This is a genomic window from Nocardioides sp. Leaf307 (genome assembly GCF_001423135.1).
In the GTDB taxonomy this organism is placed as follows: Bacteria; Actinomycetota; Actinomycetes; order Propionibacteriales; family Nocardioidaceae; genus Nocardioides; species Nocardioides kribbensis.
Map to the genome: position 1 here is coordinate 109,591 of NZ_LMNY01000001.1, position 25,051 is coordinate 134,641.

Here is a 25,051-nt window from a genome sequence, read left to right on the forward strand (position 1 = left end):
CCGACAGGTGTGGCTGACGTGGCGGCTGTGGCCCAGCCGACACCGGTCGCGACCGGCCGCCACCGGCCCGGCGGGGCCTGCGGGAGGCCCTCGTACCATCGATCCCGTGCGCATCCGATCCGCCCGACCGACCAGTCCGAGCCCGCGACGGCGGCGTACGGCGGGGGCGCTGGCCGCCCTCACCGTGACCGCGCTGGTCGCCTCGGGCTGCTCGCAGGAGCAGCAGGTCGACTTCACCGGCCGCGTGGTCGACCCGCCCTTCGAGGTCGCCGACACCACCCTCGAGACGACCGACGGTCAGCCGTTCACGCTGGCCACCGACGCCGACAAGCCGCTGACGCTGCTCTTCTTCGGCTACACCTCGTGCCCCGACATCTGCCCGCAGGTGCTCAACTCCCTGGCCTCAGGGCTGCTCAAGCTCGACGAGGAGCAGCGCAGCGAGGTCGACGTGGTCTTCGTCAGCACCGACCCGAAGAAGGACACCCCGGCGGTCATCGACGACTACCTCGGCAACTTCGACCCCTCCTTCACCGGCCTCACCGGAGACCTCGACGCCGTCAACCAGCTCGGGGAGTCGGTCGGCGTCTACGTCGACGACGGCGAGGCGCTGCCCGGCGGCGGCTACGACCCCAACGCCCACGGCACCTACGTCATCGCCGTCGACCAGGACGGCGAGGCTCCGGCGATCTGGGGCCGCGAGACCTCGCCCAGCCAGTTCGCCGACGACATCGGCTTCCTGCTCACCGGCGAGGTCCGCCAGGGCTGACCCGGCCCGTACGTCGCACCGCGCCGGCCGCCCGCGCGCCGACCCTGGGTGGGGCCTCGCGACCGCGGCGCCGGCGGCGTTCGCTAGCGCGCGGGCACGTAGTCGAGGCCGTCGAGCACCTCGGCGCGGTCGCGGAACTCGCCGAGGTGCACGGCCACGACCTCGCCGTCGACCACCATGGCGGAGGCGGGCACGCTGTTGAGCGGCATCCGGCCGTCGAGGGCGACGGCGAACTCCGCGTCGGCGTCGAGCCAGCTGTCGAAGGTGACGTCGAGGTCGTCGATCATGGTCTGGCCCTGGGCGGCGGTGACGTCGCGGGAGAGGCCGAGCACCTGGAGGTCGCCGGAGCGCGACACCTCGTCGAGCAGCGGCATCTCGGCCTGGCAGGGCTCGCACCAGCTGGCCCAGACGTTGACCAGGGTGGGCTCGGTGAGGTCGGCGCTGGTGGCGTCGGTGCCGCCGAGGGGTTGGTCGGTGGGCAGCTCGGCCGCGATCGGGTCGACGCGGGTCCAGCCGGCCGCGACCGGGGCGTCCTCGTCGGCGCCGTCGGGGGTGGAGTCGACGTAGGTGGTCGAGCAGCCGGCGAGGGTCCAGACCGCGGCAGCGGTGAGGGCGGCGAGGGGGCGGAGCAGGCGGCGCGGCACGCCCTCCACGGTACCGGGCCGGGCGCGCCCGGCCCCGCCCGCGCGCCCGGCTCAGGTGGGCGCGGGCCCCGTCGAGCGGCGTACGACGAGCGAGGTGGGCAGCCTGACCTCGCGAGGCCGGCTCCGGGGCCGGGGAAGTGCAGGCGCCGGCGTGCTAGGGGGAGGGGCACGACCGTGCCCCTCCCCCTAGCACGCGAGCAGGTCGCCCCGGGCCGGGTGCGGCGCGGCCTGCGACGCTGCCGTCCCGCCCTATGCTCGCCGCCATGAGCGAGCCCGTCCCCGACCCCGCTGTCGCCGCACCGGCGGGCCGGCGGCGCGGGCCGGGCGAGGACTTCGTGCAGTCCCTGGCGCGGGGGTTGGACGTGATCACGGCCTTCGACGCCGACCACGGCTCGATGACGCTCAGCCAGGTGGCGGCCCGCACCGGGCTGAGCCGGGCCACCGTGCGACGGCTGCTGCTGACCCTGGTCGAGCTCGGCTACGTGCGCCTCACCGGCACCAGCTTCTCCCTCACCCCGCAGGTGCTGCGTCTCGGCACGGCGTACCTGTCGGGCATGGGGCTGCCCCAGGTCGCCCAGCCGCACCTCGAGCGGCTCTCGGCGCAGGTGGGCGAGTCGACGTCGGCGGCGGTGCTCGACGGTGCGGAGATCGTCTACGTCGCGCGGGTCGCGACCCGGCGGCTGATGACGGTGGGGATCACCGTGGGCACCCGCTTCCCGGCCCACGCGACGTCGATGGGGCGGGTGCTGCTGGCGGCCCTGTCCGACGAGGCGGTCGCGGCCCACCTCGACGCTGCCGCCCTCACCCCGCTCACGCCGCACACCGTGACCGAGGCGAGCGTCCTGCGGGACCGGGTCGAGGAGACCCGCCGGCAGGGGTGGGCGCTGGTGGACCAGGAGCTCGAGCTCGGCCTGCGCTCCCTCGCCGTGCCGCTGCGCGACGCGCACGGCGCCGTGGTGGCGGCCCTCAACATCTCCACCTCGGCCACCGGGCCCGACCCGCTGACCCACCTCGAGGCCCTGCGGGAGACCGCCGCGGCCGTGGCGGCCGACCTCGCCCTCACGGCGGGTTGAGCGGCGGGCTGAGGCGCTTGCGCAGCTGCATCGCGGCGGGCTCGTCCCACGGCCGGGCGCCGGTGGGTCAGAGGACGTGCTCGCCGTACATCTCGCCGAGCGGGTCGGCGATGAGCTCGATGCGCGCGCCGTCGGGGTCGCGGAAGTAGATCGAGACCCCGGAGTGGACCTCGTGCTCCACGCCGGCCTCGGTGAGCCGCGCCCGCAGCGCCTCCCAGCGCTCGGGCTCCACCGAGATGGCCAGGTGGTGCAGGCCGCCGAGCACCTCGGCGTAGGGGCCGACGTCGAGACCGGGGAAGTCGAAGAACGCCAGCAGGTTGGAGTTGCCGATGTCGAAGAAGAAGTGCGAGGAGCCGGCGTAGTCGCGGTTCTCGATCAGCTCGGTCAGCGGGAAGCCGAGGACGTCCTGGTAGAAGCGGACGGTGCGCTCGACGTCGCTGCTGATCAGGGCCGTGTGGTGCAGACCCCGTGCGGTGGAGGCGGGTCGCTCGGCGGCCGGACGCAGGTGGGTGTCGCGGATCCGGGTGCGCTCGGCCTCGATGGCGACGAGGTCGCGGTCCTGCTCGCTCACGGGGGGCTCCTTCTCTGGGGGCGGTGCGGTGCGGTGCTGGTGCTGGTGCTGGTGCGGGGGAGGTGCGGGGAGGGCGGGAACGCCCTGGACGGGCTCAGGCTGCGATCGTGGCGTGCATCTCCCACACCAGGATCTCGGCCGCCTCGGTGGCGGTCACCTTCTGGCCGCCCGTGGCGGTGAAGCGCACGGCGTCGCCGGTCGCGAGCGGGCCGGCGCCCTCGAGCACCACCTCACCGCGCGGCACGAAGAGGTGCAGGAAGGGCGCGTCGGGCAGCTCGACGCTCTGGCCGGGCTGGAGCCGCGCGGCGTGGAGCGCGGCGTAGCGGTTGCGGATGCGGATGGCCGAGGCGCCGTCGTGCTGCTTCATCCCGGAGGCGACCGGCACCAGGCTGCCGCTCATCAGCTCGGCGTCGATCTCGAGCTGCTCGTAGCCGGGCACGATGCCCGACTCGTCCGGCACGACCCACATCTGCACGAAGTGCACCGGGTCGGTGTGGGCCTGCCCCTCGAGACGCCAGGAGTCGTTCTTCTCCGAGTGCAGGATGCCCCGCCCGGCGCTCATGCGCTGGGCCAGGCCGGGGTAGATGATGCCGGAGTGACCGGTCGAGTCCTGGTGGACGAGCGAGCCCTGCATCACCCAGGTGACGATCTCCATGTCGCGGTGCGGGTGGGTGTCGAAGCCCGTGCCCGCGTCGACCACGTCGTCGTTGTTGACCAGCAGCAGCCCGTGGTGGGTGTTGGCCGGGTCGTGGTGGTGGCCGAAGGAGAACGAGTGCTTGGAGTCGAGCCAGCCGAAGCTGCTCGCGAAGCGGTCGGAGGAGCGTCGGACGTCGAGGCCCTCGTCGAGCCGGGCGGCGCTGCTGCGGGGGGTGCTGCGGTCGCTCATGGGTGGTCCTTCCGGGGACGATGGGTAGATGATACGTCAACTACCAGAGGAGAACTTAGGTGATATGTCAACTATTCCGTAAGGTGTCCCCATGACCACCTCTGCCGCCGATGCCGACGCCGACGCTCCGTGGCTCGACGACCGCGAGCAGGCGGTCTGGCGCCAGTGGATCCGGGTGTCGGGCCGCCTGCCCGCGGCCCTGCACCGCGACCTCCAGCGCAGCAGCGACCTGTCCCTGCCCGACTTCGACGTGCTGGTGCGGCTGACCGAGAGTGACGAGGGTCGCATGCGCGTCTCGGCGCTCGCCGCCTCGCTGCAGTGGGAGCGCAGCAGGCTCTCGCACCACGTGGGTCGGATGGGGCGCCGCGGACTGGTCGAGCGCGAGGACTGCGTCGACGACGCACGCGGAGCGTTCATCGCGGTCACCGACGCCGGTCGCGCCGCCATCGAGCGCGCCGCCCCCGACCACGTGCGCACGGTGCGCTCGCTCGTCTTCGACGCCCTGAGCGAGGACGAGGTCGCCGCCTTCGGCGAGGTCATGACCCGGATCCTCTCGCGCTTGGACGCCGTGGAGGGGTAGCCTGTTCGCAGAGCGAATGAATGTTCGGCATGCGAACGCCGCCGGACGTCGCGCTCGGAACAGGAGCCCGCCATGCCGTCCTCGCCCGCCCCGGCCTCCGGGGCCGCCACCTCCCACCTCTACGCCGCGGCCCGCACGCCCTTCGGCCGCTTCGGTGGCGCACTGGCCCAGGTGCGCCCCGACGACCTGGCCGCGACCGCGCTGCGCGGCGTGCTCGACCGGCTGCCCGACCTCGACCCCGCGCGCATCGACGACGTGCTGTGGGGCAACGCCAACGGCGCCGGTGAGGACAACCGCAACGTCGGGCGGATGGCCGTCCTGCTCGCGGGCCTGCCCGTCTCCGTGCCAGCCACCACCGTCAACCGCCTCTGCGGCTCCAGCCTCGACGCCGCCATGCAGGGCTCGCGCACCGTGGAGACCGGCGACGCCGACGTCGTGGTCGTCGGCGGCGTGGAGTCGATGACCCGGGCGCCCTGGGTGCTGCCCAAGCCCTCGCGCGCCTTCCCCGCCGGCAACGTCACCGCCGTCTCGACCACCCTGGGCTGGCGCCTGGTCAACGAGCGGATGCCCGCGGAGTGGACCGTCTCGCTCGGCGAGAGCAACGAGATGCTCGCCGAGGAGCTCGGCATCGACCGGGCCCGTCAGGACGCCTGGGCCGCCCGCTCGCACGTGCTGGCCGACGAGGCGTGGGCCGCGGGGCGCTACGACGACCTCGTCGTGCCGGTGCCCGGCGTCGACCTGGCCCGCGACGAGGGCATCCGCCCGGGCTCGACCGCGGAGTCGCTGGCGGGCCTCACGCCGTCCTTCCGCAGCGCCGAGGCGGGCGGCACGATCACCGCCGGCAACGCCTCGCCGCTCAACGACGGCGCCTCGGCCCTCGTGCTCGGCTCGGCGTCGGCCGCCGAGCTGCTCGGCGTCGAGCCCCTCGCGCGGGTCGCGGGCCGCGGGGTCCACGCGCTCGAGCCGCAGCGCTTCGGCTACGCCCCGGTCGAGGCCGCGCAGAAGGCCCTCGACCGCGCGGGCGTCGCGTGGGGCGACGTCGGGGCCGTGGAGCTCAACGAGGCCTTCGCCGTGCAGTCGATCGCCTGCGTCGACGCCTGGCTCGCGCGCGGCCTGCGCGACGCCGAGGTGGTCAACGCCTGGGGCGGCGCGATCGCGATCGGCCACCCCCTCGGCGCCAGCGGTGCGCGCATCCTCGGCACGCTCGCCCACCGCCTGCGCGCCAGCGGCGAGCGCTGGGGCGTCGCGGCGATCTGCATCGGCGTCGGGCAGGGCCTGGCCGTGGTGCTGGAGAACGAGCACGCCGGGACGGGCCGGGCGTGAGCGCGACGACCGTCCACGAGACCCACGACGAGGCCGTCGCCGGGGTCGAGGACGGGTCGACGGTGCTGATCGGCGGCTTCGGCATGGCCGGCATGCCCGTCGACCTCGTCGACGCCCTCATCCGGCAGGGCGCCTCCGACCTGGTCGTGGTGTCCAACAACGCGGGCAACGGCGACACCGGCCTGGCCGCGCTGCTGGCCGCCGGGCGGGTGCGCAGGATGGTCTGCTCCTTCCCCCGCCAGTCCGACTCGTGGGTCTTCGACGGGCTCTACCGCTCCGGGCGGATCGAGCTGGAGGTCGTGCCCCAGGGCACCTTGGCCGAGCGGATGCGGGCCGCCGGCGCCGGCATCGGGGCGTTCTTCTGCCCCACCGCCGTCGGCACGCCCCTGGCCGAGGGCAAGGAGACCCGCGAGATCGAGGGCCGCACCTACGTGCTCGAGCACCCGATCAGGGGCGACTACGCGCTGATCGGCGCCCACGTGGCCGACGCGATGGGCAACCTGGTCTACCGCAAGACCGCGCGCAACTTCGGTCCCGTCATGGCCACCGCGGCCCGCACCACCATCGCCCAGGTCTCCCGCGTGGTGCCCGTCGGCGGGCTCGACCCCGAGCACGTCGTCACCCCCGGCATCTACGTCGACCGCGTCGTCGCCGCCCCCGGGGCGGGCCCCGGCGTCATGGCCGGCGACCCCCAGCAGCAGGAGCAGGCATGACCCTCGAGCACACCGACCGCGGCCCGCTGGGCAGGGCGGAGATGGCGGCCGTCGTGGCCCGCGACATCCCGCCCGGCTCCTACGTCAACCTCGGCATCGGCCAGCCCACCCTGGTCGCCGACCACCTGCCAGAGGGCTCCGGCGTGGTGCTCCACACCGAGAACGGCATGCTCCACATGGGCCCGGCCGCCACCGGCGGACCCGACGACCCGGTCGACCCCGACCTCACCAACGCCGGCAAGGTCCCCGTCACCGAGCTGCCCGGCGCCTCCTACTTCCACCACGCCGACTCCTTCGCCATGATGCGCGGCGGCCACCTCGACGTGTGCGTCCTCGGCGCCTTCCAGGTCGCCGCCGGCGGCGACCTGGCCAACTGGCACACCGGGGCGCCCGACGCCATCCCCGCGGTCGGCGGGGCCATGGACCTCGCGATCGGCGCCAAGCAGGTGCTGGTGATGATGAGCCTCTTCGCGAAGGACGGCTCGCCCAAGCTGGTCGAGGCCTGCACCTACCCCCTCACCGGCGCCGGCTGCGTCGACCGGGTCTACACCGACCTCGCGACCTTCCGCGTCGGCACCGGCCCCGACGGGCGCGGGGTCGAGGTGCTCGAGACCTGGGGCACGACGTACGACGAGCTGGCCGCGCGGCTCGACGTACGGCTGGTGCGGGCCTGACCGCCCGGCCCCGACCGGGCCCGCGCGTCGGGCACCCGAAAGGGTGGACTTCGCCCGGAGGGGGTCCGATCGGCGGCGCGGTCTGGGACCATCGGCCAATGCCCATCTCCGGGGACGCGCCCCAGCGCGCGTCTGCGACCGCCTCCACGCCCGTCGACGGCACCCTCGGTCTCAGCGAGTCCAGCCACCCGCCGGCCACCGTGCTCGCCGTGGTCGGCGAGGTCGACGTCCGCACCGTCGGCTCCCTGCGCACCCGCCTCACCGACCTCCTCGTCGAGGGCAGCCCCCGTCTCGTGGTCGACCTCAGCGGCGTCACCTTCATGGACTCCTCGGGCCTCGGTGCGCTGGTCAGCGCGCAGAAGCGGGCCCGGGTCTTCCGGGGCACGCTCGTGCTCGTCGTGGTCAACGACGCGATCCTGCGGGTGCTGCGGCTGACCGCGCTCGACCGGGTCTTCACCGTGCACGCGACCCTCGAGGAGGCGCTGGCCTCCGCCCGCGAGGACGCACGCGAGCCGGGCGCGCCCGAGAGGGTCGCGGAGCCGGAGCCGCGGGGGTGACCCCAGAGGGGTCCGGGGCGACGCCGACCGCTCGCGTGGCGCCGGCGGCGCTGCCGCCGGCCTGGTCGATGCGCGACGTGCTCGCCGCCGGGGGACAGGTCGGCCGCGACCTGCTCGACGTCGACTGGGCGACCACGTCGGTGGGCGAGCCCGACGACTGGCCGCTGAGCCTGCGCAACGCGGTGAGGATCCTGCTCACCTCGCGCTTCTCGATGTGGATGGCCTGGGGCCCCGACCTCACCTTCTTCTGCAACGACGCCTACCGCCGCGACACCCTCGGGGAGAAGTACCCGTGGGCGCTGGGTCGCCCCGCCGCGCAGGTGTGGTCGGAGATCTGGGCCGACATCGAGCCGCGCATCGACCACGTGATGACCAGCGGCGAGGCCACCTGGGACGAGGCCCTCCAGCTCTTCCTGCAGCGCAGCGGCTACGTCGAGGAGAGCTACCACACGTTCTCCTACAGCCCGCTGGCCGACGACGACGGGCTCATCGCCGGCATGCTGTGCGTGGTCGCCGAGGTCACCGAGCAGGTGGTCGCGGAGCGCCGGATGACCACCCTGCGCGACCTGGGCGTCCGCTCGGGCGCCGCGCGCACCGAGGCGGCCGCGGTGGCCGAGGCCTGCGCCCACCTCGAGAGGGGCGCCGCGTCGCTGCCCTTCGTGGCGGTCTACCTCTTCGACGACGACGGCCGCACCGCGGTGCGCGCCGGCACCGCCGGCATCTCCACCGACCACGCCGCCGCGCCGTCGGCGCTGGTGGTCGACGACCCCGCCTCCCCCTGGCCCGCGGCCGCGGCCCGGCGCGGGGAGACCTCGGTGGTCGACCTCGACCCCGCGGTCGACCCGACCTGGGCCGACCTGCCCACCGGCGCCTGGGCCGAGCCGCCGCTGCGGGCCCTGGTGGTGCCCGTCACCGCGCAGGGCGCGAGCGGCCACCCCTACGGCCTGCTGGTCGTCGGGCTCAACCGCTACCGCCCCCTCGATGAGGGCTACGCCGGCTTCGTGGAGCTCGTGGCCGCCCACCTGTCCTCCGCGATCAGCGACGCACGGACGATCGAGGCCGAGAAGGAGCGCGCCGAGGGCCTCGCGCGTCTCGACCAGGCCAAGACCGACTTCCTCACCAACGTCAGCCACGAGCTGCGCACGCCGCTGACCCTGCTGCTCGGCCCGGCCGAGGACGCCCTGGCCGACACCGAGACGCCGCTCGGGCCCCCGCAGCGCGACCGTCTCGAGGTCGTGGCCCGCAACGGCCAGCGGATGCTGCAGCTGGTCAACACCCTCCTCGACTTCTCCCGGCTCGAGGCCGGGCACACCACCGGGCGCTTCGAGCGCGTCGACCTGGTGCGCGAGACCACCGAGCTGGTGGGGATGTTCGCGTCCGCCACGGCCCGGGCGGGCCTCGCGCTGCGGGTGAGCGGCGAGGTGTCGTCGCCGACCTACGTCGACCGCGAGCACTGGGCCACGATCGTGCTCAACCTGCTCAGCAACGCCGTCAAGTTCACCTTCGACGGTGCGGTGACCGTGACCCTCGTCGAGGCCGACGGCCGGGTCGAGCTGCGGGTCGCCGACACCGGCGAGGGCATCGCCGCCGACGAGCTCGAGCGGCTCTTCGACCGCTTCCACCGGGTGCGCGGCGCGCGCTCGCGCTCCCACGAGGGGTCGGGGGTCGGGCTCGCGCTCGTCGCCGAGCTGGCCGCGCTCCACGGCGGCACCGTGGCGGTGGCCTCGGAGGTCGGCGTCGGCACCACCTTCACCGTCACCCTGCCGACGGGCTCGGGCCACCTCCCGCTCGACCAGGTCGCCCACGAGCCCTCCGGTGGCGACCACGCCGTGGCCGGCACCCAGGCCCGCGGCAAGGTCGCCGAGACCATGCGGTGGCTGGCCGAACCGGCCGCGGCCGTCCCGGGGCAGGGCGACGGGGCGCCCTCCGACGCCGACTCCCGGGACGCCCGGGACTCCGGGGCCGGCGGCGTCGCGGCGCAGGCCGGCGTCGCGCGGGTGCTCGTGGTCGACGACAACGCCGACATGCGCGGCTACGTCGGCGACCTGCTGCGCGGCGCGGCGTACGACGTGAGCGTGGCCGTCGACGGTGTCGACGCCCTCGAGCAGATGACCCGCGAGCGGCCCGACCTCGTGCTGACCGACGTGATGATGCCCCGCCTCGACGGCTTCGCGCTGCTGCGCGCGATGCAGGCCGAGCCGCTGCTCGCCACGGTGCCGGTCGTGATGCTCTCGGCGCGCGGCGGCGAGGAGGCGACGTTGGAGGGGCTCGAGGCCGGTGCCGACGACTACCTGGTCAAGCCCTTCTCCGCGCGCGAGCTGCTCGCGCGGGTGCGGGTCAACCTCGAGCTCGACCGCGCCGAGCGGGTGCGCGACGCGCTGCTGCGCAGCGAGGAGCTGCTCGACCAGGCGCAGGGCCTGGCGCGCATCGGCAGCTGGGAGATCGACCTCGAGCGCGACACGATCATGGCCTCGCGCACCTTCCTCGAGCTCATGGAGCACACCCAGGAGGACTTCGACCGGCTCGGCACGGCCGCGGTGATCGGCACCCTGGTGCACCCCGACGACCTCGCGCGGGTCACCGCCGAGCTGGCCGGGGCCGTGCCCGGTCACCTCATCGAGTACGAGACCAGGATCGTGCTCCCCTCCGGCGGCGAGCGGCTCTTCCTGCTGCGCGGTCGGGCCGAGGAGCCCGGCGAGGGCACCCGCGTGCTGCGCGGCTCCTTCCAGGACATCACCGAGCAGCGCGCCACCCAGCGACGCCTCGTGGCCGCCGAGGCCGAGACCCGGGCCGCCGCCCGCGAGCGCCTCATCGCCGACGAGCTCCAGCGCAGCCTGCTGCCCGACGACACCTTCGCCGTCGAGGCCCTCGACCTCGCCGCCTTCTACCGCTCCGGCACCGAGGGCACCCACGTCGGCGGCGACTGGTACGACGTCGTCGACCTCGGCGCCGGCCGCACCGCCCTGGTCGTCGGCGACGTGATGGGCCGCGGGGTGCGCGCGGCCGCGGTCATGGGCCAGCTGCGCGCGGCCGTGCGGGCCTTCGCCCGGATGGGCCTGACCCCCGCCGACGTGCTCGAGCAGCTCGACGGCCTCGTGCAGGACCTCGCCGGCGAGCAGATCGTCACCTGCGTCTACTCCGTCTTCGACGCCTCCGACCAGACCCTCTCGTGGGCCAACGCCGGGCACCTCCCGGTCGTGCTGGCCCACCCCGACGGGAGCTCGCTGCTGCTCGAGGCCAGCGGCCCGCCCCTCGGCGCCGGCTTCTTCGGCGCCGAGACCCGCGTCGAGCAGGCCCACGCCGGCAGCACCCTCGTGCTCTACACCGACGGCCTGGTCGAGCGCCGCGACGGCGACCTCGACGCGACCATCGGCCACCTCGTCGAGCACGTGGTGGAGCGGGTGGTCGGGCAGGCGGTGGCCGACGGACCGCGGGCCGGGTCGGCGCGGGCCGCGTCGGCGCCGGCCGGGGCTGCCCCGGGCGGCCCGACCGAGCTCGCCGACGGCCTGGCCGCGCGCTTCGCCGGCGACGCCGCCGACGACGACATCGCGGTCGTGGTGGCGCGGGTGGTGGGCTCGCCCTACGTCGACGTGCTCCAGCAGCGCTTCGCCCACCGCGACGTCGCCCCGGCCCAGGCCCGTCACGCCGTCGCCGAGCGGCTGCGCGCGTGGGGCGTGCCCGCCGAGCGCGTCGACGACCTCGTCCTGGCCACCAGCGAGCTGGTCACCAACGCGCTTGTCCACGCCCGACCGCCCCTCGACCTGCGGCTGCAGCGCACGGAGCACGAGCTGCTGCTCGAGGTCTCCGACCACACCGTGCTGCGCCCGCGGCGACGGCGCCCCGACGACGCCGACGAGCACGGTCGGGGGCTCAACATCATCGAGGCCGTGTCCGACGACTGGGGCACCCGCATCACCCCGGTCGGCAAGGCCGTGTGGTGCTCGGTGCGCTGGGCGGGCCCGGAGGAGCCCTAGGGGCACCCGGCCGGTCGCTCAGTCGGGGTGGACCTGCACCACGATCCGCCCGGGCTCGTCGGCGCGGTCGCCCCACACGGTGAGCCTGACCGCGCCGGGCTCGACACCGGCCGACTCGAAGCCGCGGTTGTAGACGTCGCGCACCGAGAGCTGTCCCTCGGTGGCGAGGGTGAAGGTGCCGAGGTCCACCGTGGCGTCGCCCGGCGCGGCGCCGGCGAAGTCGACCACCAGCGGGCTGCTCACCACCACCGCGACGCAGTCGTCGGAGGCCGCGCAGGAGAGCCCCTCAAAGGTGGTGGGGGGCGTGAACTGCTCGCTGCCCACCACCAGGACCACGGAGCTCGGGACGTCGATCGGCTCGCTCATGCCGCCCATCGTGCCCGCCCCCGCCGACAGCCCGGGCCGGCCCCGTCGTACCGCCGGCCGCGCTCGGTGAGCACGGGGGCTGACCCGGGCCGCCCGCGCTAGGTTCGGTGCATGAGCCACGGCGAGGACGAGCAGGCCGACCGCCCCGACGACGCGACCACGCCCGGAGCCGGGCACGACCCCGACCGGGTCGAGACCCGCGCCGAGCTGCTCCCCGAGGAGCAGGAGGCCGGCAGCGACGACCCCGAGGCGCAGGCCGCGGCGATCCTCGCCGACTCCGACGAGCGCACCGAGGCCCCCGAGGAGACCCGGCACGGCTCCACCCCGACCCCCGACTAAGCCCGGGCGTCACCGCCCGGTCGGTCGCCGCCCGGTCAGTCGCGGCTCAGCCCGTCGGCCAGCCGGTATAGCACTCGGCGAGGTGGGTGGAGGCGGCGCGGGAGGAGGCGAGGGTCTCGAGCTCGGCGAGCTGGCGGCGCTCGTCGAAGGCGCTGGCGCCGGGCAGGCGGTGCAGCAGGGTGGTCATCCAGTAGGAGAAGTACTGGGTGCGCCAGACCCGCTCGAGGGCGCGGGCGGAGTAGGCGTCGAGGGCGTCGGCGTCGTCGCCCAGGAGGGTCCGCTCGAGGGCCTCGGCGAGCACGCGGACGTCGGCCAGCGCCAGGTTGAGGCCCTTGGCCCCGGTCGGCGGCACGGTGTGGGCGGCGTCGCCGGCGAGCACGAGGGCGCCCCAGCGCATCGGCTCCTGCACGAAGCTGCGGAAGGGCAGCACCGTCCGCTCGAGGATGGGCCCCTCGGCCAGCGCGAGGCCGTCGTCGCCGGCGACCCCCGCCTGCAGGGTCGACCAGATGCGGTCGTCGGACCAGTCCTCGACGCGGTCGGCGGGGTCGCACTGCACGTACATCCGCTGCACGTCGTCGGTGCGCGAGCTCACCAGCACGAAGCCCTCGGGTCCACGGGCGTAGACGAGCTCGTCGAGGGTGCGGGGCGCCTGCGCGAGGATGCCGAACCACGCGAAGGGGTACTCGCGGAACGAGCGTCGCCGCGAGGCCTCAGGCACCAGGTCGCGGCAGATGCCGCGCGAGCCGTCGCTGCCCACGACCACCTCGCAGCGCACCTCGCGCCGCCGCCCCTCGGCGTCGGTGAAGGCGACGACCGGCCGGTCGGCGGGGTCGCGCGTGACGCCCCTGACCTCCACGTCGGTGACGCCCCAGCGCACGTCGCCGCCGTCGCGCTCGCGGGCGTCGGCGAGGTCGAGGAAGACGTCGGTCTGGGGGTAGAGCCACGTCGAGGCACCGACCAGGTCGGCGAAGTCGACGCGGTGGCTGGCGCCCCCGAAGCGCAGGTCGATGCCCCGGTGCTCGTGGCCGTCGCGCAGCACCCGGTCGAGCCCTGCGTCGACGAGCATCCGCACGCTGTCGCGCTCGAGGATGCCCGCGCGGTGGGTGCGCTCGATGACCGCGCGCTCGCGCACCTCCACCACGACGGAGTCGATGCCGGCCAGCGCCAGCAGGTGCGACAGCATCAGGCCGGCGGGCCCGCCGCCGACGATGCCGACGCGGGTGGTCTCGGGGGTGACGGCGTTCACACCGCGACCGTACGGCGCCCCCGGCCCGGCTCCCGTCGCCGGCTTCCGGTGGGTGGAAGCCGCCGCCGCCCGAGCCGCGGCGTGGGCCGACCAGTGCGGGTGTCACCAGCCGGCTGGCGAAACCCGCGCCCACGCGGCCAGCCGCCACCTCCCGGGCCGCGGCGGGCGGCGCGCTCTTGCCGCCGTACCCGCGGCCGCCCCGCCCGCCCCACCCGTCACACCGGTCGGCCCGGACCCGCACTTGTCGGCCGACGCGTGGGCCGACAGGTGCGGGTTTCGCCAGCCGGCTGGCGAAACCCGCGCCCGGGACCGCCTACTGCACGAAGCGGAACAGCGGGCTGTCGGGGGCGACGACCTCGACCCGCAGGGGCGAGGCATCCATGCGGGCGAGCAGGGCGGGCAGGTCGGCGGCGTCCTGGAGCTCGACGCCGACCAGCGCGGGGCCGGTCTCGCGGTTGCTGCGCTTGACGTACTCGAAGAGCGTGATGTCGTCGTCGGGGCCGAGCACCTCGTCGAGGAAGCGACGCAGGGCGCCGGGCTCCTGGGGGAACTCCACGAGGAAGTAGTGCTTGAGCCCCTCGTGCACGAGGGCGCGCTCCACGATCTCGGCGTAACGGCTGACGTCGTTGTTGCCGCCGGAGACCACGGCGACCACGGTCGAGCCGGGGGCGAGGCCGGCCAGCACGGGGTCGGCCAGCAGCGGGTCGGCGCCCAGGCGCAGCGCGGCGGTGGCCAGCGCCCCGGCGGGCTCGGCGATGATCCCGTCGGACTGGTAGAGGTCGAGCATCTCGACGCAGGCCAGGCCCTCGGGCACGGCGAGCAGGTGCGGGGCGTGGCGGTGCACGACGTCGAAGGTGTGGCGTCCGACCTGGCGCACCGCGGCGCCGTCGACGAAGCCGTCGAGGTCGGCGAGCTCCACGGGCTCGCCGGCGGCCACGGCGGCCGCCATGCTGGCCGCACCCGCCGGCTCGACGCCGACCACCTGCACGCCGGGGGCCCGCTCGGCGAGCACGGTGAGCACCCCGGCGACCAGCCCGCCCCCGCCGACGGCGACGACCACCGCGGCCGGGTCGGGGCGCCCCGCCGCGGCCAGCTGTGCGAGCACCTCGGTGGCCACGGTGCCCTGGCCGGCGATGGTGCGGGGGTCGTCGAAGGCCGGCACCGGGGTGGCGCCGGTGGTCTCGGCGAAGTGGCGGCTGGTGGCCGCGGCGTCGTCGTAGGTGTCGCCGCCGATGACGACCTCGACCATGTCGCCGCCCAGGGCGGCGACCCGGTCGCGCTTCTGCCGCGGCGTGGTGCGGGGCAGGTGCACCCGGGCGCGCACGCCCGCGCGGGCGCACGCGAAGGCCACGCCCTGGGCGTGGTTGCCGGCGCTCGCGCAGGTCACGCCACGGGCACGGGCGTCGTCGTCGAGCTGGCTGATGAGGGTGTAGGCGCCGCGCAGCTTGTAGGAGCGCACGGGCTGGAGGTCCTCCCGCTTCAGCCACACGTCGAGGCCGGTGAGCGCCGAGAGCCGGTCGCTGCGGTGCAGCGGGGTCGGGTCGACCACCGAGGCGAGGCCCACCGCCGCGCGGTCGACGTCGGCCGGGGTCACCGCGGGGGCGCCGCGCTCGCCCGGGGCGGGGGCGTCGGGGCCGGAGGCACCGGAGGTGCCCGGCGTCACAGGGGGCTGGCTCATGGGTCCATGATGTCGGCACGTGCCGCCGACCCCTCGGGAGGACCCCGTGACCACGCAGCCCCACTCCGCCTGGACGCCCCCCGCCGACCTGGTCGAGGCCAGTGTGCTGCGCGACTACCAGGCCTGGCTCGTGGCCCACGGGCTGCGGCCGGCGGGCGCGGAGACCGAGCCCTACGCCGACCTGCACCGCTGGTCGGTCGAGCGGCCCGAGGAGTTCTGGGGCTCGCTGGTCGACTACTTCGACGTGCCCCTGGAGCGGGTCCCGGGCGCGCCCGTGCTCGGCTCGCGGGCCATGCCGGGCGCGCAGTGGTTCCCCGGCAGCACCCTCAACTACGCCGACGTCGTCCTGCGCCACCGCGGCGACGGCGTCGCGGTCGTGCTCGTCGTCGAGGACGGCACCCGCGCCGAGCTCACCTGGGAGGACCTGCGCGGCCAGGTCGGCGCCGTCGCGGCCTGGCTGCGCGAGCAGGGCGTCGGGCCCGGCGACCGCGTCGCGGGCTACCTGCCCAACCTCCCCGCCGCCGTCGTCTGCTTCCTGGCCGCCGCCGGCCTCGGCGCGACCTGGTCGGCCTGCTCGATGGAGTACTCCCCGGCCGGCGCCGCCGACCGCCTGGCCCAGCTCGACCCGGTCGTGCTCGTCACCGCCGACGGCTACCACTTCGGCGGGCGCCGCCACGACCGCACCGCCGAGGCCGACCAGCTGGCGGCCGCCCTGCCGAGCCTGCGCGCCCGGCTGCTGGTGGGCCACCTCGACCCGGCCGCGGGCGGTGCGCGCGGTGCGTCGTACGACGAGGTGGTGGCGGCGCCGGTGGAGCCCGCACCGCTCCCGGTGCCCTTCGACCACCCGCTGTGGGTGCTCTACTCCTCCGGCACGACCGGGCGTCCCAAGGGCATCGTGCACGGCCACGGCGGCATCGTGCTGGAGCACCTCAAGTGGGCCGCGCTCCACCTCGACCTGCGCCCCGGCAGCCGCTTCCACTGGTTCACCACCACCAGCTGGATGATGTGGAACGCCCAGGTCGCGGGGCTGCTGCTCGGCGCCACGATCGTGCTCTACGACGGCAGTCCCATCTGGCCCGCGCCCGACGCGACGTGGCGCCTCGCCGAGGCCGAGCGGCTCACCTACCTCGGCACGAGCGCGGCCTACCTCGCCGGCAGCCACAAGCAGGACCTCGACCTCGCCGGTCTCGACCTCGCGTCGCTGGTCGGCGTGGGGTCGACCGGGTCGCCGCTGCCGGAGTCGACGGCCGCCTGGGTCAACGAGCGGCTGCCCGCGGTGTGGCTGGCCTCGGCCACGGGCGGCACCGACGTCTGCTCGGCCTTCGCCGGCGGCGTGGCGACGCTGCCGGCCGTGCCCGGCGAGATCCAGGCCCCCCTGCTCGGCGTGGCGCTGGAGTCGTGGGACACCGAGGGCCGACCGGTCGTGGGCGACGTCGGCGAGATGGTGGTCACCGCGCCGATCCCCTCGATGCCGGTCCTCTTCTGGGACGACGCCGACGGCTCGCGCTACGCCGACGCCTACTTCTCGACCTACCCCGGCGTGTGGCGCCACGGCGACTTCGTGACCGTCACCGAGCGCGGCAGCCTGGTCGTGCACGGCCGCTCCGACGCCACCATGAACCGCTACGGCGTGCGCATGGGCTCCGCGGAGATCTACGAGGTCGTCGACGCCTTCGGCGAGGTCGCCGACTCCCTGGTCATCGGCCTGGAGGAGCCCGGCGGCGGCTACTGGATGCCGCTCTTCGTGGTCGCCGCGCCCGGGGCGGTCGTCGACGACGACGTGGTCGCCCGGCTGCGCACCGCGATCCGCACCGACCTCTCCCCGCGCCACGTGCCCGACGACGTGGTGGTGGTCGAGCGACTGCCCCACACCCTCACCGGCAAGCGCATGGAGGTGCCGGTCAAGCGGATCCTCTCGGGGCTCCCTCCCGAGGAGGCGGCCAACGCCAAGTCCGTCGACGACCCCAGCGCCCTGGAGCAGTTCGTCGCCCTGCGCCGCTGACAGACCCCGATCGTCGGGCCGAGGTCTGCGTGGTCCGAGCGGGTGGGTGGTTCGGTGGGCTGCTGGAACGGCGCAATTGCGCGGGCGGCCGCCCGCCGGGGGTCGAGGTTTGCGTGGTTGGAGCGGGCGGGCGGGTCGGCCAGTTGCTGGAACGGCGCAATTGCGCGAGCGGCCACCGCCCCGCCCGCCGCACGCCGACCGCCGTACCGCTGCGGACCCGGCCGGCGCGCTCAGGCCAGGGTGATCTGGCCGCCGGGGTCCTTGTCGAGCGAGCGGCCGATGACCATGCGCTGGATCTGGTTGGTGCCCTCGAAGATCTGCATGACCTTGGCCTCACGCATGTAGCGCTCGACGGGGAAGTCGCGGGTGTAGCCGTAGCCGCCGAGCACCTGGACGGCGTCGGTGGTGACCTTCATGGCCTGGTCGGTGGCGACCATCTTGGCGATCGAGGCCTCACGGCCGAAGGGCAGGCCGGCGTCGCGCAGCCGCGCGGCGTGCAGGGTGGTGGCGCGCGCCGACTGCACCGCGGCCTCCATGTCGGCGAGCACGAAGGCCAGGCCCTGGTGGTCGATGATCCGCTTGCCGAAGGTCTCGCGCTCCTGGGCGTAGGCGACGGCCTTGTCGAGCGCCCCCTGGGCCAGGCCCACGGCGACGGCGGCGATGCCGAGGCGTCCGGAGTCGAGGCCGGCGAGGGCGATGCGCAGGCCCGCGCCCTCGTCGCCGAGGCGCCGCTCGACGGGCACGCGCACGCCGTCGAAGCGCATGGTGGCGGTGGCCGAGCCGGTGAGGCCCATCTTGCGCTCGGGGGCGTCGGCCGAGAGCCCCTCGGCGTCGGCGGGCACCAGGAAGCAGGAGATCCCGCGGGCGCCCTCGTCGCTGGTGCGGGCCATCACCTTGTAGAAGTCGGCCTGCCCGCCGTGGGTGGTCCAGGCCTTGGCCCCGTCGAGGACGTACTCGTCGCCGTCGCGCCTCGCGGTGGTGCGCATGGCGGCGGGGTCGGAGCCGGCGTGGGCCTCGGAGAGGCAGTAGGCCCCGAGCAGGTCGCCACCGAGCATGTCGGGCAGCCACTGCTCGCGCTGGGCGTCGGTGCCGAACTGCGCCAGGCCGAAGCACGACAGCGCGTGCACCGAGACGCCCACGCCGACGCTCGACCAGACCGCGCCGATCTCCTCGAGCACCTGCAGGTAGACCTCGTAGGACAGCCCGGCGCCGCCCTGCTCCTCGGGGTAGGGCAGGCCCAGCAGCCCCGAGCGGCCGAGCAGCCGGAAGACGTCGCGGGGGAAGGCCTCGTCGGCCTCGGCCTCCGCGGCGCGGGGGGCGAGCTCGTCGGCGGCGATCTGCCGCACGAGGCGGAGCAGGTCGACGGACTCCTCGGTGGCGAGGACGCGGCGTGCGGGCATGGGGGCCTCCAGGGGTGGGGTCGGGCGGTGGGACGACCGCTGCGTCGGGCGAGGACGCTGGTTAGTACCAGAGTACGCCGCTGAGTACTGATCGCCAGCCGGAGCGGCCGTCTCCCGGCGCTACCCTCGGCAGGTGACCCCGACCCGTGTGCAGCCCGACCGGGCCCGCGTGCGCCGCGACGAGCTGCTCGACGGCCTGGTCGACCTCTACCTCGCCGAGGGCTTCCTCGCCCTGGGCGTCGGCGACCTCGCCGCCCGGCTGCGCTGCTCGCGCTCCACGCTCTACGACGTGGCCAGCAGCAAGGAGCAGCTGATCCAGGCCGCCGTGCGGCGCTACTTCCAGCGCGCCGCCGAGCGCATCGCCACCCGTGTCGACGCCGAGCCCGACCCCGGGGAGCGCATCCCCGTCTACCTCGCCGCCGTGGCCGAGGAGCTCGAGCCGGCCTCGGCCCGCTTCCACGCCGACCTCGAGGCCTACGCGCCGGCCGGCGAGGTCTACCGCGACAACACCCGCCACGCCGCCCGCCGCGTGCAGGAGCTCGTCGCCGACGGGGTCGCCGCGGGTGCGCTGCGACCCGTCGACGCCACCTTCGTCGGCGCCGCCACCGCGCAGGTGATGACCGCGATCCAGTCCGGCGCGATCGGCGAGGCCACGGGGCTCGACGACGCCTCGGCGTACCGCCGCCTGGCCGACCTGGTGGTGCACGGTTTGGAGCGGCGCGCGCTGCCTGGCTAACATTCATCCCGAGGGGAGTACCCCACCCAAGGCCCATCCGGTCAGTACGACGTCCCCGCGGACGTCCCGGTTGGACGCCCGGAGCGATCCGGGCGGGGGAGACCTCAAGCCACCATGCTTGAGGAGACCTGTGTCCATCACCCTTCCCGCCGCACCCCCGGTGCTGGTCATCGACACGATCGGCACCCCGACGCTCTGGGCGGTCACCATCGCCGCCGTCGTCGGCCTGCTCGTGCTCGACTTCATCGCCACGCGCAAGCCCCACGAGGTCACGATGCGCGAGGCCACCCTGTGGTCGATCTTCTACGTCGCCCTGCCGCTGGCCTTCGGTGGCTACGTCTGGTCGCAGCACGGCAGTGAGCGCGGTGTGGAGTACTACACCGGCTACCTCGTGGAGAAGGCGCTGAGCGTCGACAACCTCTTCGTCTTCATGCTGCTGCTCGCCGCCTTCGCGGTGCCCAAGGCGCTCCAGCAGCGCGTGCTGCTCTACGGCATCGTGGGCGCGCTGGTCCTGCGCGGCATCTTCATCGCCCTCGGCGCCGCCGCGCTGTCGGCCTTCGATTGGGTCTTCCTCGTCTTCGGCCTCGTGCTGCTGCTCACTGGCGCCAAGCTGCTCAAGGACGCGCTGTCGGGCAACGAGCACACCACCGACGTCGCCGACATGAAGATCGTCAAGCTCACCAAGCGGCTGATGCCCGTCACCGACGAGTACGTCGGCCCCAAGCTCACGGTCAAGCAGGCCGGCAAGCGGGCCCTGACCCCCTTCGCGCTGGTCGTCGTCGCGGTCTTCGCCACCGACGTGGTCTTCGCCATCGACTCCGTGCCGGCCGTCTACGGCATCACCGGGGACCCCTACCTCGTCTTCGCCACCAACGCCTTCGCCCTGCTCGGCCTGCGCGCGCTGTACTTCGTGCTCGAGGGCGCCCTGGCCAAGCTCGTGCACCTGTCCTACGGCCTCGCCGCGATCCTGGGCTTCATCGGCGTCAAGCTGGTCCTGCACTGGGCCCACATGGAGTGGAGCTCGGTGCCCGAGATCCCGACCCTGGCCTCGCTCGGCGTCATCGTCGGCATCCTGGTGTTCACCACCGTCACGAGCCTCATTGCCTCCTCCAAGGCCGAGAAGGCCGCCGGGGAGAGCGCCACGGCCGACGCCGCCGCGACCGGCCCGGTCGACGAGTTCGCCAGCGACCTCGACGACCCCGACACGCTCAGCCGCCGCTGAGCCGGCGCCGGTCAGGCACCCCCGGACCGGCCCACCGCACAGCACGAGGCCCCGTCGACCGCAGTGGTCGGCGGGGCCTCGTGCGTCGTACGGGTGCGCCCGGCGGGCGACGGGCGGCGGGGGTCGCGACGGGGTCGCGCCCGGGTCAGAGCGGCAGGCAGATCGGGGGCAGCGGCAGGCCCAGCTCGGGCAGGCAGAGACCGGGGTCGTCGGTCGGGGTGGCCGTGGGCGACGTCGTCGGCGACGCGGTGGGGGAGGGCGGGTTCTGCTCCTCGCAGCGGCGCAGCTCCTTCTGCCGCTGCTCCAGGGCCTTCTCCTTCTGCCCGACCTGCACCTCCGACTGCTCGCGGTTCTTCCTCGCCTGCTCCAGGTTGGCGCGCGCGGCCTTCTTCTCCTTGGCCGTGTCGGCCGCCTTCAGCCGGGCCTTCGCGCGCACGACACGCTCCTGGGCGCGCTCGTAGCGGGCCTGCGCGGTGTCGTACTCGGTCTGGGCCCGGTTGACGGCCTCGGCCTCCTCGGGGCACGTGCTCGACGACGTCGGCGTGCTGGTCGCGGTCGCGGCGGCGCGCGGGCTCGACCCGGTGTCGGCCACCGCGATCGCGCTGACACCGCCGACGACCGCCCCGCTGAGGAGCAGGACGCCGAGCAGCGCCGAGACGGCCGCCGGCCGACCGGTGCGGCGCCGGAGGGCGACGGGGGCGACGGGTGCGTCCGGGGTGGGGCGGGGGGTCCGTGCGGGCTCTGGTGTCATGGCGCGGCTTCCTGGGGGTCGCCGCGCGACGTCGGACGCCGGCGGCGGTGGACTGGGGTTCTTCGCAGGGTAGGCCCGCCGGAGCGGTCGCGTGGGCGTTCGGCCGGATCAGCCGGACACGCTGCCTCAGGTGTGGGGATCGACGAGGAGGACGACGTCGTCGGCCAGCCGGTAGGGCTGGGTGGAGACCAGGGCGCCGACGCTGCGGCGTAGGCGGGAGACCTCGGCGCGCACGGTGACGAGGTGCTCGGCGTCGCCGTAGAGCGCGGTGCTCAGGGCGGCGGCGGTGAGGCCGTGGGGGTGGCGGGCCAGCAGCACCAGGATCTCGGCGTGGCGCCGGGTGAGCGGGGAGCGCCAGGCGCCGCTGCCGGCGTCGACCTCGAGCACCGGCCGCCCGGCGGCGTCGTCGACGAGCCGGGCCGTCACCGGTGCGGTGCCGCCGCGCGGCCGCACGAGCCAGCCGCCGGCCAGCCGCTCGGGCACGCACGAGCCCAGGCCCGGCACGGCCAGGGCGCGGTGGGCCACCGGCACCTCGATCCGGTCGCGGGCGGCGATGCCGGCGTGGTGGGCCACCCAGCCGTGGTCGTCGACCACCAGCAGCGGCCCGGTGAGACCGCCCACCACCGGCTCGACGGCGCGGCGCAGGTGCTCCAGCCCCTGCTGGTGGTGGCGCCACAGCTCGGCCTCGGCGAGGCGCACCGCGCTGTCGACCAGGGCGCCGAGCGCGGGGTGGAGGGTCAGCGCGGGCCCGGACACGTCGACGACGCCGAGCAGCTCGCCGGTGCGGGGGTCGTGCACGGGCGAGGCCGTGCAGTACCACGCGTGCTGCTTGTGCTCGAAGTGCTCGGCCGAGAACAGCTGCACCGGCGCGGCCTCGGCCAGCGCGGTGCCGATCGCGTTGGTGCCGACGACCTCCTCGGTCCAGGTGGCGCCCTCGGAGAAGCCGAGCCCGTCGGCGTGCAGCTGCACCCGGGCGGCGCCCTCGCGCCACAGGATGACCCCGTCGGCGTCGCAGACGACCACGAGGAACTGCGAGGCGTCGGCGACGCTGGTGAGCACCCGACGGACCTCGTCGACCACCAGCGCCAGGCGCGACGTACGTCGACGCAGCTCCAGGTCGGCCGTCGGCAGCGGGTCGCGCGCGTTGTCGCCGTCGGGGTCGAGCCCCAGGCGCATCACCCGCGACCACGAGCGGGCCACCAGGGCGCGGGGTCGCTGCGGCGGGCGCGACCCGCCCAGCACGGCGTCGTGGATGCGGGTCAGCGCGCGGGCCTGCTCGGCCAGGTCGGCTCCCGACGCCTGCGCGTGCACCACGCTCCACCTCCCACCCGGTCCGCCCCGTCACCGCGATCGTAGGTCGCGGGCGTGACGCGCGCCACAGGCCGGACGGCCCCTGTGGACGGGCCGGTGGACGTCCGCGCCGGGCCGGTGCCCGCTCCGCCGGAGGCGGTGCAACGCGCTGCAACCCTTCCGCTGCGCCGTCGCGCGCGGTGTGCTGTGGGTCACAGGCCCCACGTCACACGTCCGGGACCCGTGGTCCCGATCCGTCCGCGCACCACCGGAGGCAGCATGACCCAGACCGTCGAGCCGGCCATCGAGCCGGCCACCGAGCCGCCCACCTCGACCGAGCCGTCCGGGGGCGAGGGCCAGCGCGTCGCCACGCAGTGGCTGGAGCGCTTCGAGTCGGCCCTGCGCGCCCGCGACGTGCGTGCGGCCACCGACTGCTTCGCCACGACCAGCTTCTGGCGCGACCTGGTCTCCTTCACCTGGAACCTGGTCACCGTCGAGGACCGGTCCGGGGTCGCCGACCTCCTCGAGCACAACCTCGAGCGCACCGACCCCACCGGCTTCACGACCGCCGAGCCCGCCGACCTCGCCGACGGCGTGGTGACGGCCTGGATCGAGTTCGAGACCGCGGTGGGTCGCGGGCGCGGCCTGCTGCGCCTGGTCGAGGAGGAGGGCGAGTGGCGCGCCTGGACGCTGCTCACCACGCTGCACGAGCTCAAGGGCCACGAGGAGCCGCGCGGGCTGCGCCGTCCGCCTGGGGCGGAGCACGGCGCCCGCAAGGACCGCACCACCTGGGCCGAGCGGCGCCAGCAGGAGGCCGAGAGCCTCGGCTCCACCGAGCAGCCCGCGGTGCTGGTGGTCGGTGGCGGCCAGGGCGGCATCGCGCTCGGCGCCCGGCTGCGCCAGCTCGGGGTGCCGAGCCTGGTCATCGACAAGCACCCCCGCCCCGGCGACCAGTGGCGCAGCCGCTACAAGTCGCTGTGCCTGCACGACCCGGTCTGGTACGACCACCTGCCGTACCTCAAGTTCCCCGACAACTGGCCGGTCTTCGCCCCGAAGGACAAGATCGCGGACTGGCTGGAGTCCTACACCAAGGTCATGGAGGTGCCCTACTGGTCCTCGACCGTGGCCACCTCGGCCAGCTGGTCGGAGGAGACCCAGGAGTGGACCGTCGAGATCGAGCGCGAGGGCACGCCGCTGACGCTGCGACCGAAGCAGCTCGTCCTCGCCACCGGCATGTCGGGCAAGCCCAACCTGCCGTCCTTCCCGGGCCAGGACGTCTTCCGCGGCGACCAGCACCACTCCTCGGCCCACCCCGGGCCCGACGCCTACGCCGGCAAGAAGGTCGTGGTGGTCGGCAGTAACAACAGCGCCTTCGACATCTGCGGCGCGCTGTGGGAGCACGGCGCCGACGTGACGATGGTGCAGCGCAGCTCGACCCACATCGTCAAGAGCGGCTCGCTGATGGAGCACGGGCTGGGCGACCTCTACTCCGAGCGGGCCCTGGAGGCCGGGGTGACGACCGAGAAGGCCGACCTGATATTCGCCTCGCTGCCCTACCGGATCATGCACGAGTTCCAGATCCCCGCCTACCAGGCGATGGCCGAGGACGACAAGGACTTCTACGAGCGCCTCGAGCGCGCCGGTTTCCGTCACGACTGGGGCGACGACGGGTCGGGGCTGTTCATGAAGTACCTGCGCCGCGGCTCGGGCTACTACATCGACGTCGGCGCCGCCGAGCTGGTCGCCGACGGCGAGGTGAAGCTGGCCCACGGCCAGGTCGACCACCTCACCGAGGACTCCGTGGTGCTCGAGGACGGCACCGAGCTGCGCGCCGACCTCGTCGTCTACGCCACGGGCTATGGGTCGATGAACGGCTGGGCCGCCGACCTCATCAGCCAGGAGGTCGCCGACCGGGTCGGCAAGGTGTGGGGCCTGGGCTCCGACACCACCAAGGACCCCGGCCCCTGGGAGGGCGAGCAGCGCAACATGTGGAAGCCCACGCAGCAGCCCGGGCTGTGGTTCCACGGCGGCAACCTGCACCAGTCGCGCCACTACTCGCTCTACCTCGCCCTGCAGCTCAAGGCCCGCCACGAGGGCCTCGACACCCCGGTCTACGCCCTGCAGGAGGTGCACCACCTGAGCTGACGCGCTGGGCCGATCAGTTGGGCCGACCAGCCGGGCCGGCTCCCGAGCCGGCGCCCGCGCGTCAGGGCCGGGTACGCCGCGAGCGCCGCCACCCCCTCGGGGTGGCGGCGCTCGG

At 74.8% G+C, this 25,051-nt stretch carries 22 protein-coding genes; 13 read left to right on the forward strand and 9 right to left on the reverse strand.

Annotated features, from left to right (window positions below):
• Positions 1 to 106: 106 nt before the first annotated feature.
• Positions 107 to 766 (forward strand): SCO family protein, encoded by a 660-nt coding sequence (locus ASF50_RS00475; protein ID WP_162242264.1) that lies wholly within the window; start codon positions 107 to 109, stop codon positions 764 to 766.
• A gap of 83 nt (positions 767 to 849) precedes the next feature.
• Here ASF50_RS00475 and ASF50_RS00480 read toward each other — a convergent pair whose 3' ends face one another.
• A complete protein-coding gene (locus ASF50_RS00480; protein WP_056863083.1) occupies positions 850 to 1,410 on the reverse strand; it encodes a TlpA family protein disulfide reductase in 561 nt (186 codons plus the stop codon).
• 263 nt (positions 1,411 to 1,673) lie between these two features.
• On the opposite strand from ASF50_RS00480, the gene ASF50_RS00485 reads away from it, so the two are divergent.
• A complete protein-coding gene (locus ASF50_RS00485) occupies positions 1,674 to 2,483 on the forward strand; it encodes an IclR family transcriptional regulator domain-containing protein (protein WP_082502958.1) in 810 nt (269 codons plus the stop codon).
• 67 nt (positions 2,484 to 2,550) lie between these two features.
• Here ASF50_RS00485 and ASF50_RS00490 read toward each other — a convergent pair whose 3' ends face one another.
• Both ASF50_RS00490 and ASF50_RS00495 read right to left on the reverse strand, forming a co-directional pair.
• Positions 2,551 to 3,054: a VOC family protein gene (locus ASF50_RS00490; protein ID WP_056903146.1), complete on the reverse strand. Its 504-nt coding sequence runs from the start codon at positions 3,052 to 3,054 to the stop codon at positions 2,551 to 2,553.
• Positions 3,055 to 3,148: 94 nt separating this feature from the next.
• Positions 3,149 to 3,940, reverse strand: coding sequence for a pirin family protein (locus ASF50_RS00495; RefSeq protein WP_056903147.1), 792 nt, complete (start codon positions 3,938 to 3,940; stop codon positions 3,149 to 3,151).
• A gap of 91 nt (positions 3,941 to 4,031) precedes the next feature.
• Here ASF50_RS00495 and ASF50_RS00500 point away from each other — a divergent pair, with 91 nt between their 5' ends.
• The 6 genes from ASF50_RS00500 to ASF50_RS00525 all read left to right on the forward strand — a co-directional run bounded on the left by ASF50_RS00500 (position 4,032) and on the right by ASF50_RS00525 (position 11,761).
• Positions 4,032 to 4,520, forward strand: a complete 489-nt coding sequence (locus ASF50_RS00500; RefSeq protein ID WP_056903148.1) for a MarR family winged helix-turn-helix transcriptional regulator — start codon at positions 4,032 to 4,034, stop codon at positions 4,518 to 4,520.
• Positions 4,521 to 4,592: 72 nt separating this feature from the next.
• Positions 4,593 to 5,843 carry a thiolase family protein gene (locus ASF50_RS00505; RefSeq protein WP_056903149.1) on the forward strand — a complete coding sequence of 417 codons (1,251 nt, stop codon included), beginning with the start codon at positions 4,593 to 4,595 and terminating at the stop codon, positions 5,841 to 5,843.
• Positions 5,840 to 6,556: a 3-oxoacid CoA-transferase subunit A gene (locus ASF50_RS00510; protein WP_056903150.1), complete on the forward strand. Its 717-nt coding sequence runs from the start codon at positions 5,840 to 5,842 to the stop codon at positions 6,554 to 6,556. The genes ASF50_RS00505 and ASF50_RS00510 overlap by 4 nt, the downstream gene beginning before the upstream one ends.
• Complete coding sequence (locus ASF50_RS00515; protein ID WP_056903151.1) at positions 6,553 to 7,230, forward strand: 3-oxoacid CoA-transferase subunit B; 678 nt, start codon at positions 6,553 to 6,555, stop codon at positions 7,228 to 7,230. Before ASF50_RS00510 ends, ASF50_RS00515 begins: the two co-directional genes overlap by 4 nt.
• A 98-nt stretch (positions 7,231 to 7,328) precedes the next feature.
• A complete protein-coding gene (locus ASF50_RS00520; protein ID WP_082500066.1) occupies positions 7,329 to 7,787 on the forward strand; it encodes an STAS domain-containing protein in 459 nt (152 codons plus the stop codon).
• Entirely contained in the window at positions 7,784 to 11,761 is a 3,978-nt protein-coding gene (locus tag ASF50_RS00525) for a SpoIIE family protein phosphatase (RefSeq protein ID WP_156718015.1), read from the forward strand. The genes ASF50_RS00520 and ASF50_RS00525 overlap by 4 nt, the downstream gene beginning before the upstream one ends.
• Positions 11,762 to 11,779: 18 nt before the next feature.
• Here the strand turns inward: ASF50_RS00525 and ASF50_RS00530 are convergent, their stop codons facing one another.
• Positions 11,780 to 12,127, reverse strand: coding sequence for a hypothetical protein (locus tag ASF50_RS00530; protein ID WP_156718016.1), 348 nt, complete (start codon positions 12,125 to 12,127; stop codon positions 11,780 to 11,782).
• A 111-nt stretch (positions 12,128 to 12,238) separates the two neighbouring features.
• Here ASF50_RS00530 and ASF50_RS00535 point away from each other — a divergent pair, with 111 nt between their 5' ends.
• The gene (locus ASF50_RS00535; protein ID WP_056903154.1) at positions 12,239 to 12,466 is read left to right on the forward strand and encodes a hypothetical protein; all 228 of its coding nucleotides are present in this window, start codon (positions 12,239 to 12,241) and stop codon (positions 12,464 to 12,466) included.
• A gap of 46 nt (positions 12,467 to 12,512) precedes the next feature.
• On the opposite strand, the gene ASF50_RS00540 is transcribed toward ASF50_RS00535, so the two are convergent.
• Complete coding sequence (locus tag ASF50_RS00540; RefSeq protein ID WP_056903155.1) at positions 12,513 to 13,712, reverse strand: 4-hydroxybenzoate 3-monooxygenase; 1,200 nt, start codon at positions 13,710 to 13,712, stop codon at positions 12,513 to 12,515.
• 313 nt (positions 13,713 to 14,025) lie between these two features.
• Positions 14,026 to 15,390 (reverse strand): threonine ammonia-lyase IlvA, encoded by a 1,365-nt coding sequence (ilvA, locus tag ASF50_RS00545; protein WP_082502604.1) that lies wholly within the window; start codon positions 15,388 to 15,390, stop codon positions 14,026 to 14,028.
• A gap of 46 nt (positions 15,391 to 15,436) precedes the next feature.
• Here ilvA and ASF50_RS00550 point away from each other — a divergent pair, with 46 nt between their 5' ends.
• The gene (locus ASF50_RS00550; RefSeq protein WP_056903156.1) at positions 15,437 to 17,392 is read left to right on the forward strand and encodes an acetoacetate--CoA ligase; all 1,956 of its coding nucleotides are present in this window, start codon (positions 15,437 to 15,439) and stop codon (positions 17,390 to 17,392) included.
• A 230-nt stretch (positions 17,393 to 17,622) separates the two neighbouring features.
• On the opposite strand, the gene ASF50_RS00555 is transcribed toward ASF50_RS00550, so the two are convergent.
• Entirely contained in the window at positions 17,623 to 18,792 is a 1,170-nt protein-coding gene (locus ASF50_RS00555) for an acyl-CoA dehydrogenase family protein (protein ID WP_056863097.1), read from the reverse strand.
• A 133-nt stretch (positions 18,793 to 18,925) separates the two neighbouring features.
• Between ASF50_RS00555 and ASF50_RS00560 the strand changes: the two genes are divergently transcribed.
• Together ASF50_RS00560 and ASF50_RS00565 are read left to right on the forward strand one after the other, a co-directional pair.
• Positions 18,926 to 19,528, forward strand: a complete 603-nt coding sequence (locus ASF50_RS00560) for a TetR/AcrR family transcriptional regulator (RefSeq protein WP_082500067.1) — start codon at positions 18,926 to 18,928, stop codon at positions 19,526 to 19,528.
• A 130-nt stretch (positions 19,529 to 19,658) separates the two neighbouring features.
• Positions 19,659 to 20,750, forward strand: a complete 1,092-nt coding sequence (locus tag ASF50_RS00565) for a TerC family protein (protein WP_235557505.1) — start codon at positions 19,659 to 19,661, stop codon at positions 20,748 to 20,750.
• Positions 20,751 to 20,895: 145 nt separating this feature from the next.
• On the opposite strand, the gene ASF50_RS00570 is transcribed toward ASF50_RS00565, so the two are convergent.
• Positions 20,896 to 21,501, reverse strand: coding sequence for a hypothetical protein (locus ASF50_RS00570; protein ID WP_056903157.1), 606 nt, complete (start codon positions 21,499 to 21,501; stop codon positions 20,896 to 20,898).
• A gap of 126 nt (positions 21,502 to 21,627) precedes the next feature.
• A complete protein-coding gene (locus ASF50_RS00575; RefSeq protein ID WP_056903158.1) occupies positions 21,628 to 22,815 on the reverse strand; it encodes a helix-turn-helix domain-containing protein in 1,188 nt (395 codons plus the stop codon).
• 255 nt (positions 22,816 to 23,070) lie between these two features.
• Here ASF50_RS00575 and ASF50_RS00580 point away from each other — a divergent pair, with 255 nt between their 5' ends.
• Complete coding sequence (locus ASF50_RS00580; protein WP_056904156.1) at positions 23,071 to 24,936, forward strand: flavin-containing monooxygenase; 1,866 nt, start codon at positions 23,071 to 23,073, stop codon at positions 24,934 to 24,936.
• Positions 24,937 to 25,051 lie beyond the last annotated feature (115 nt).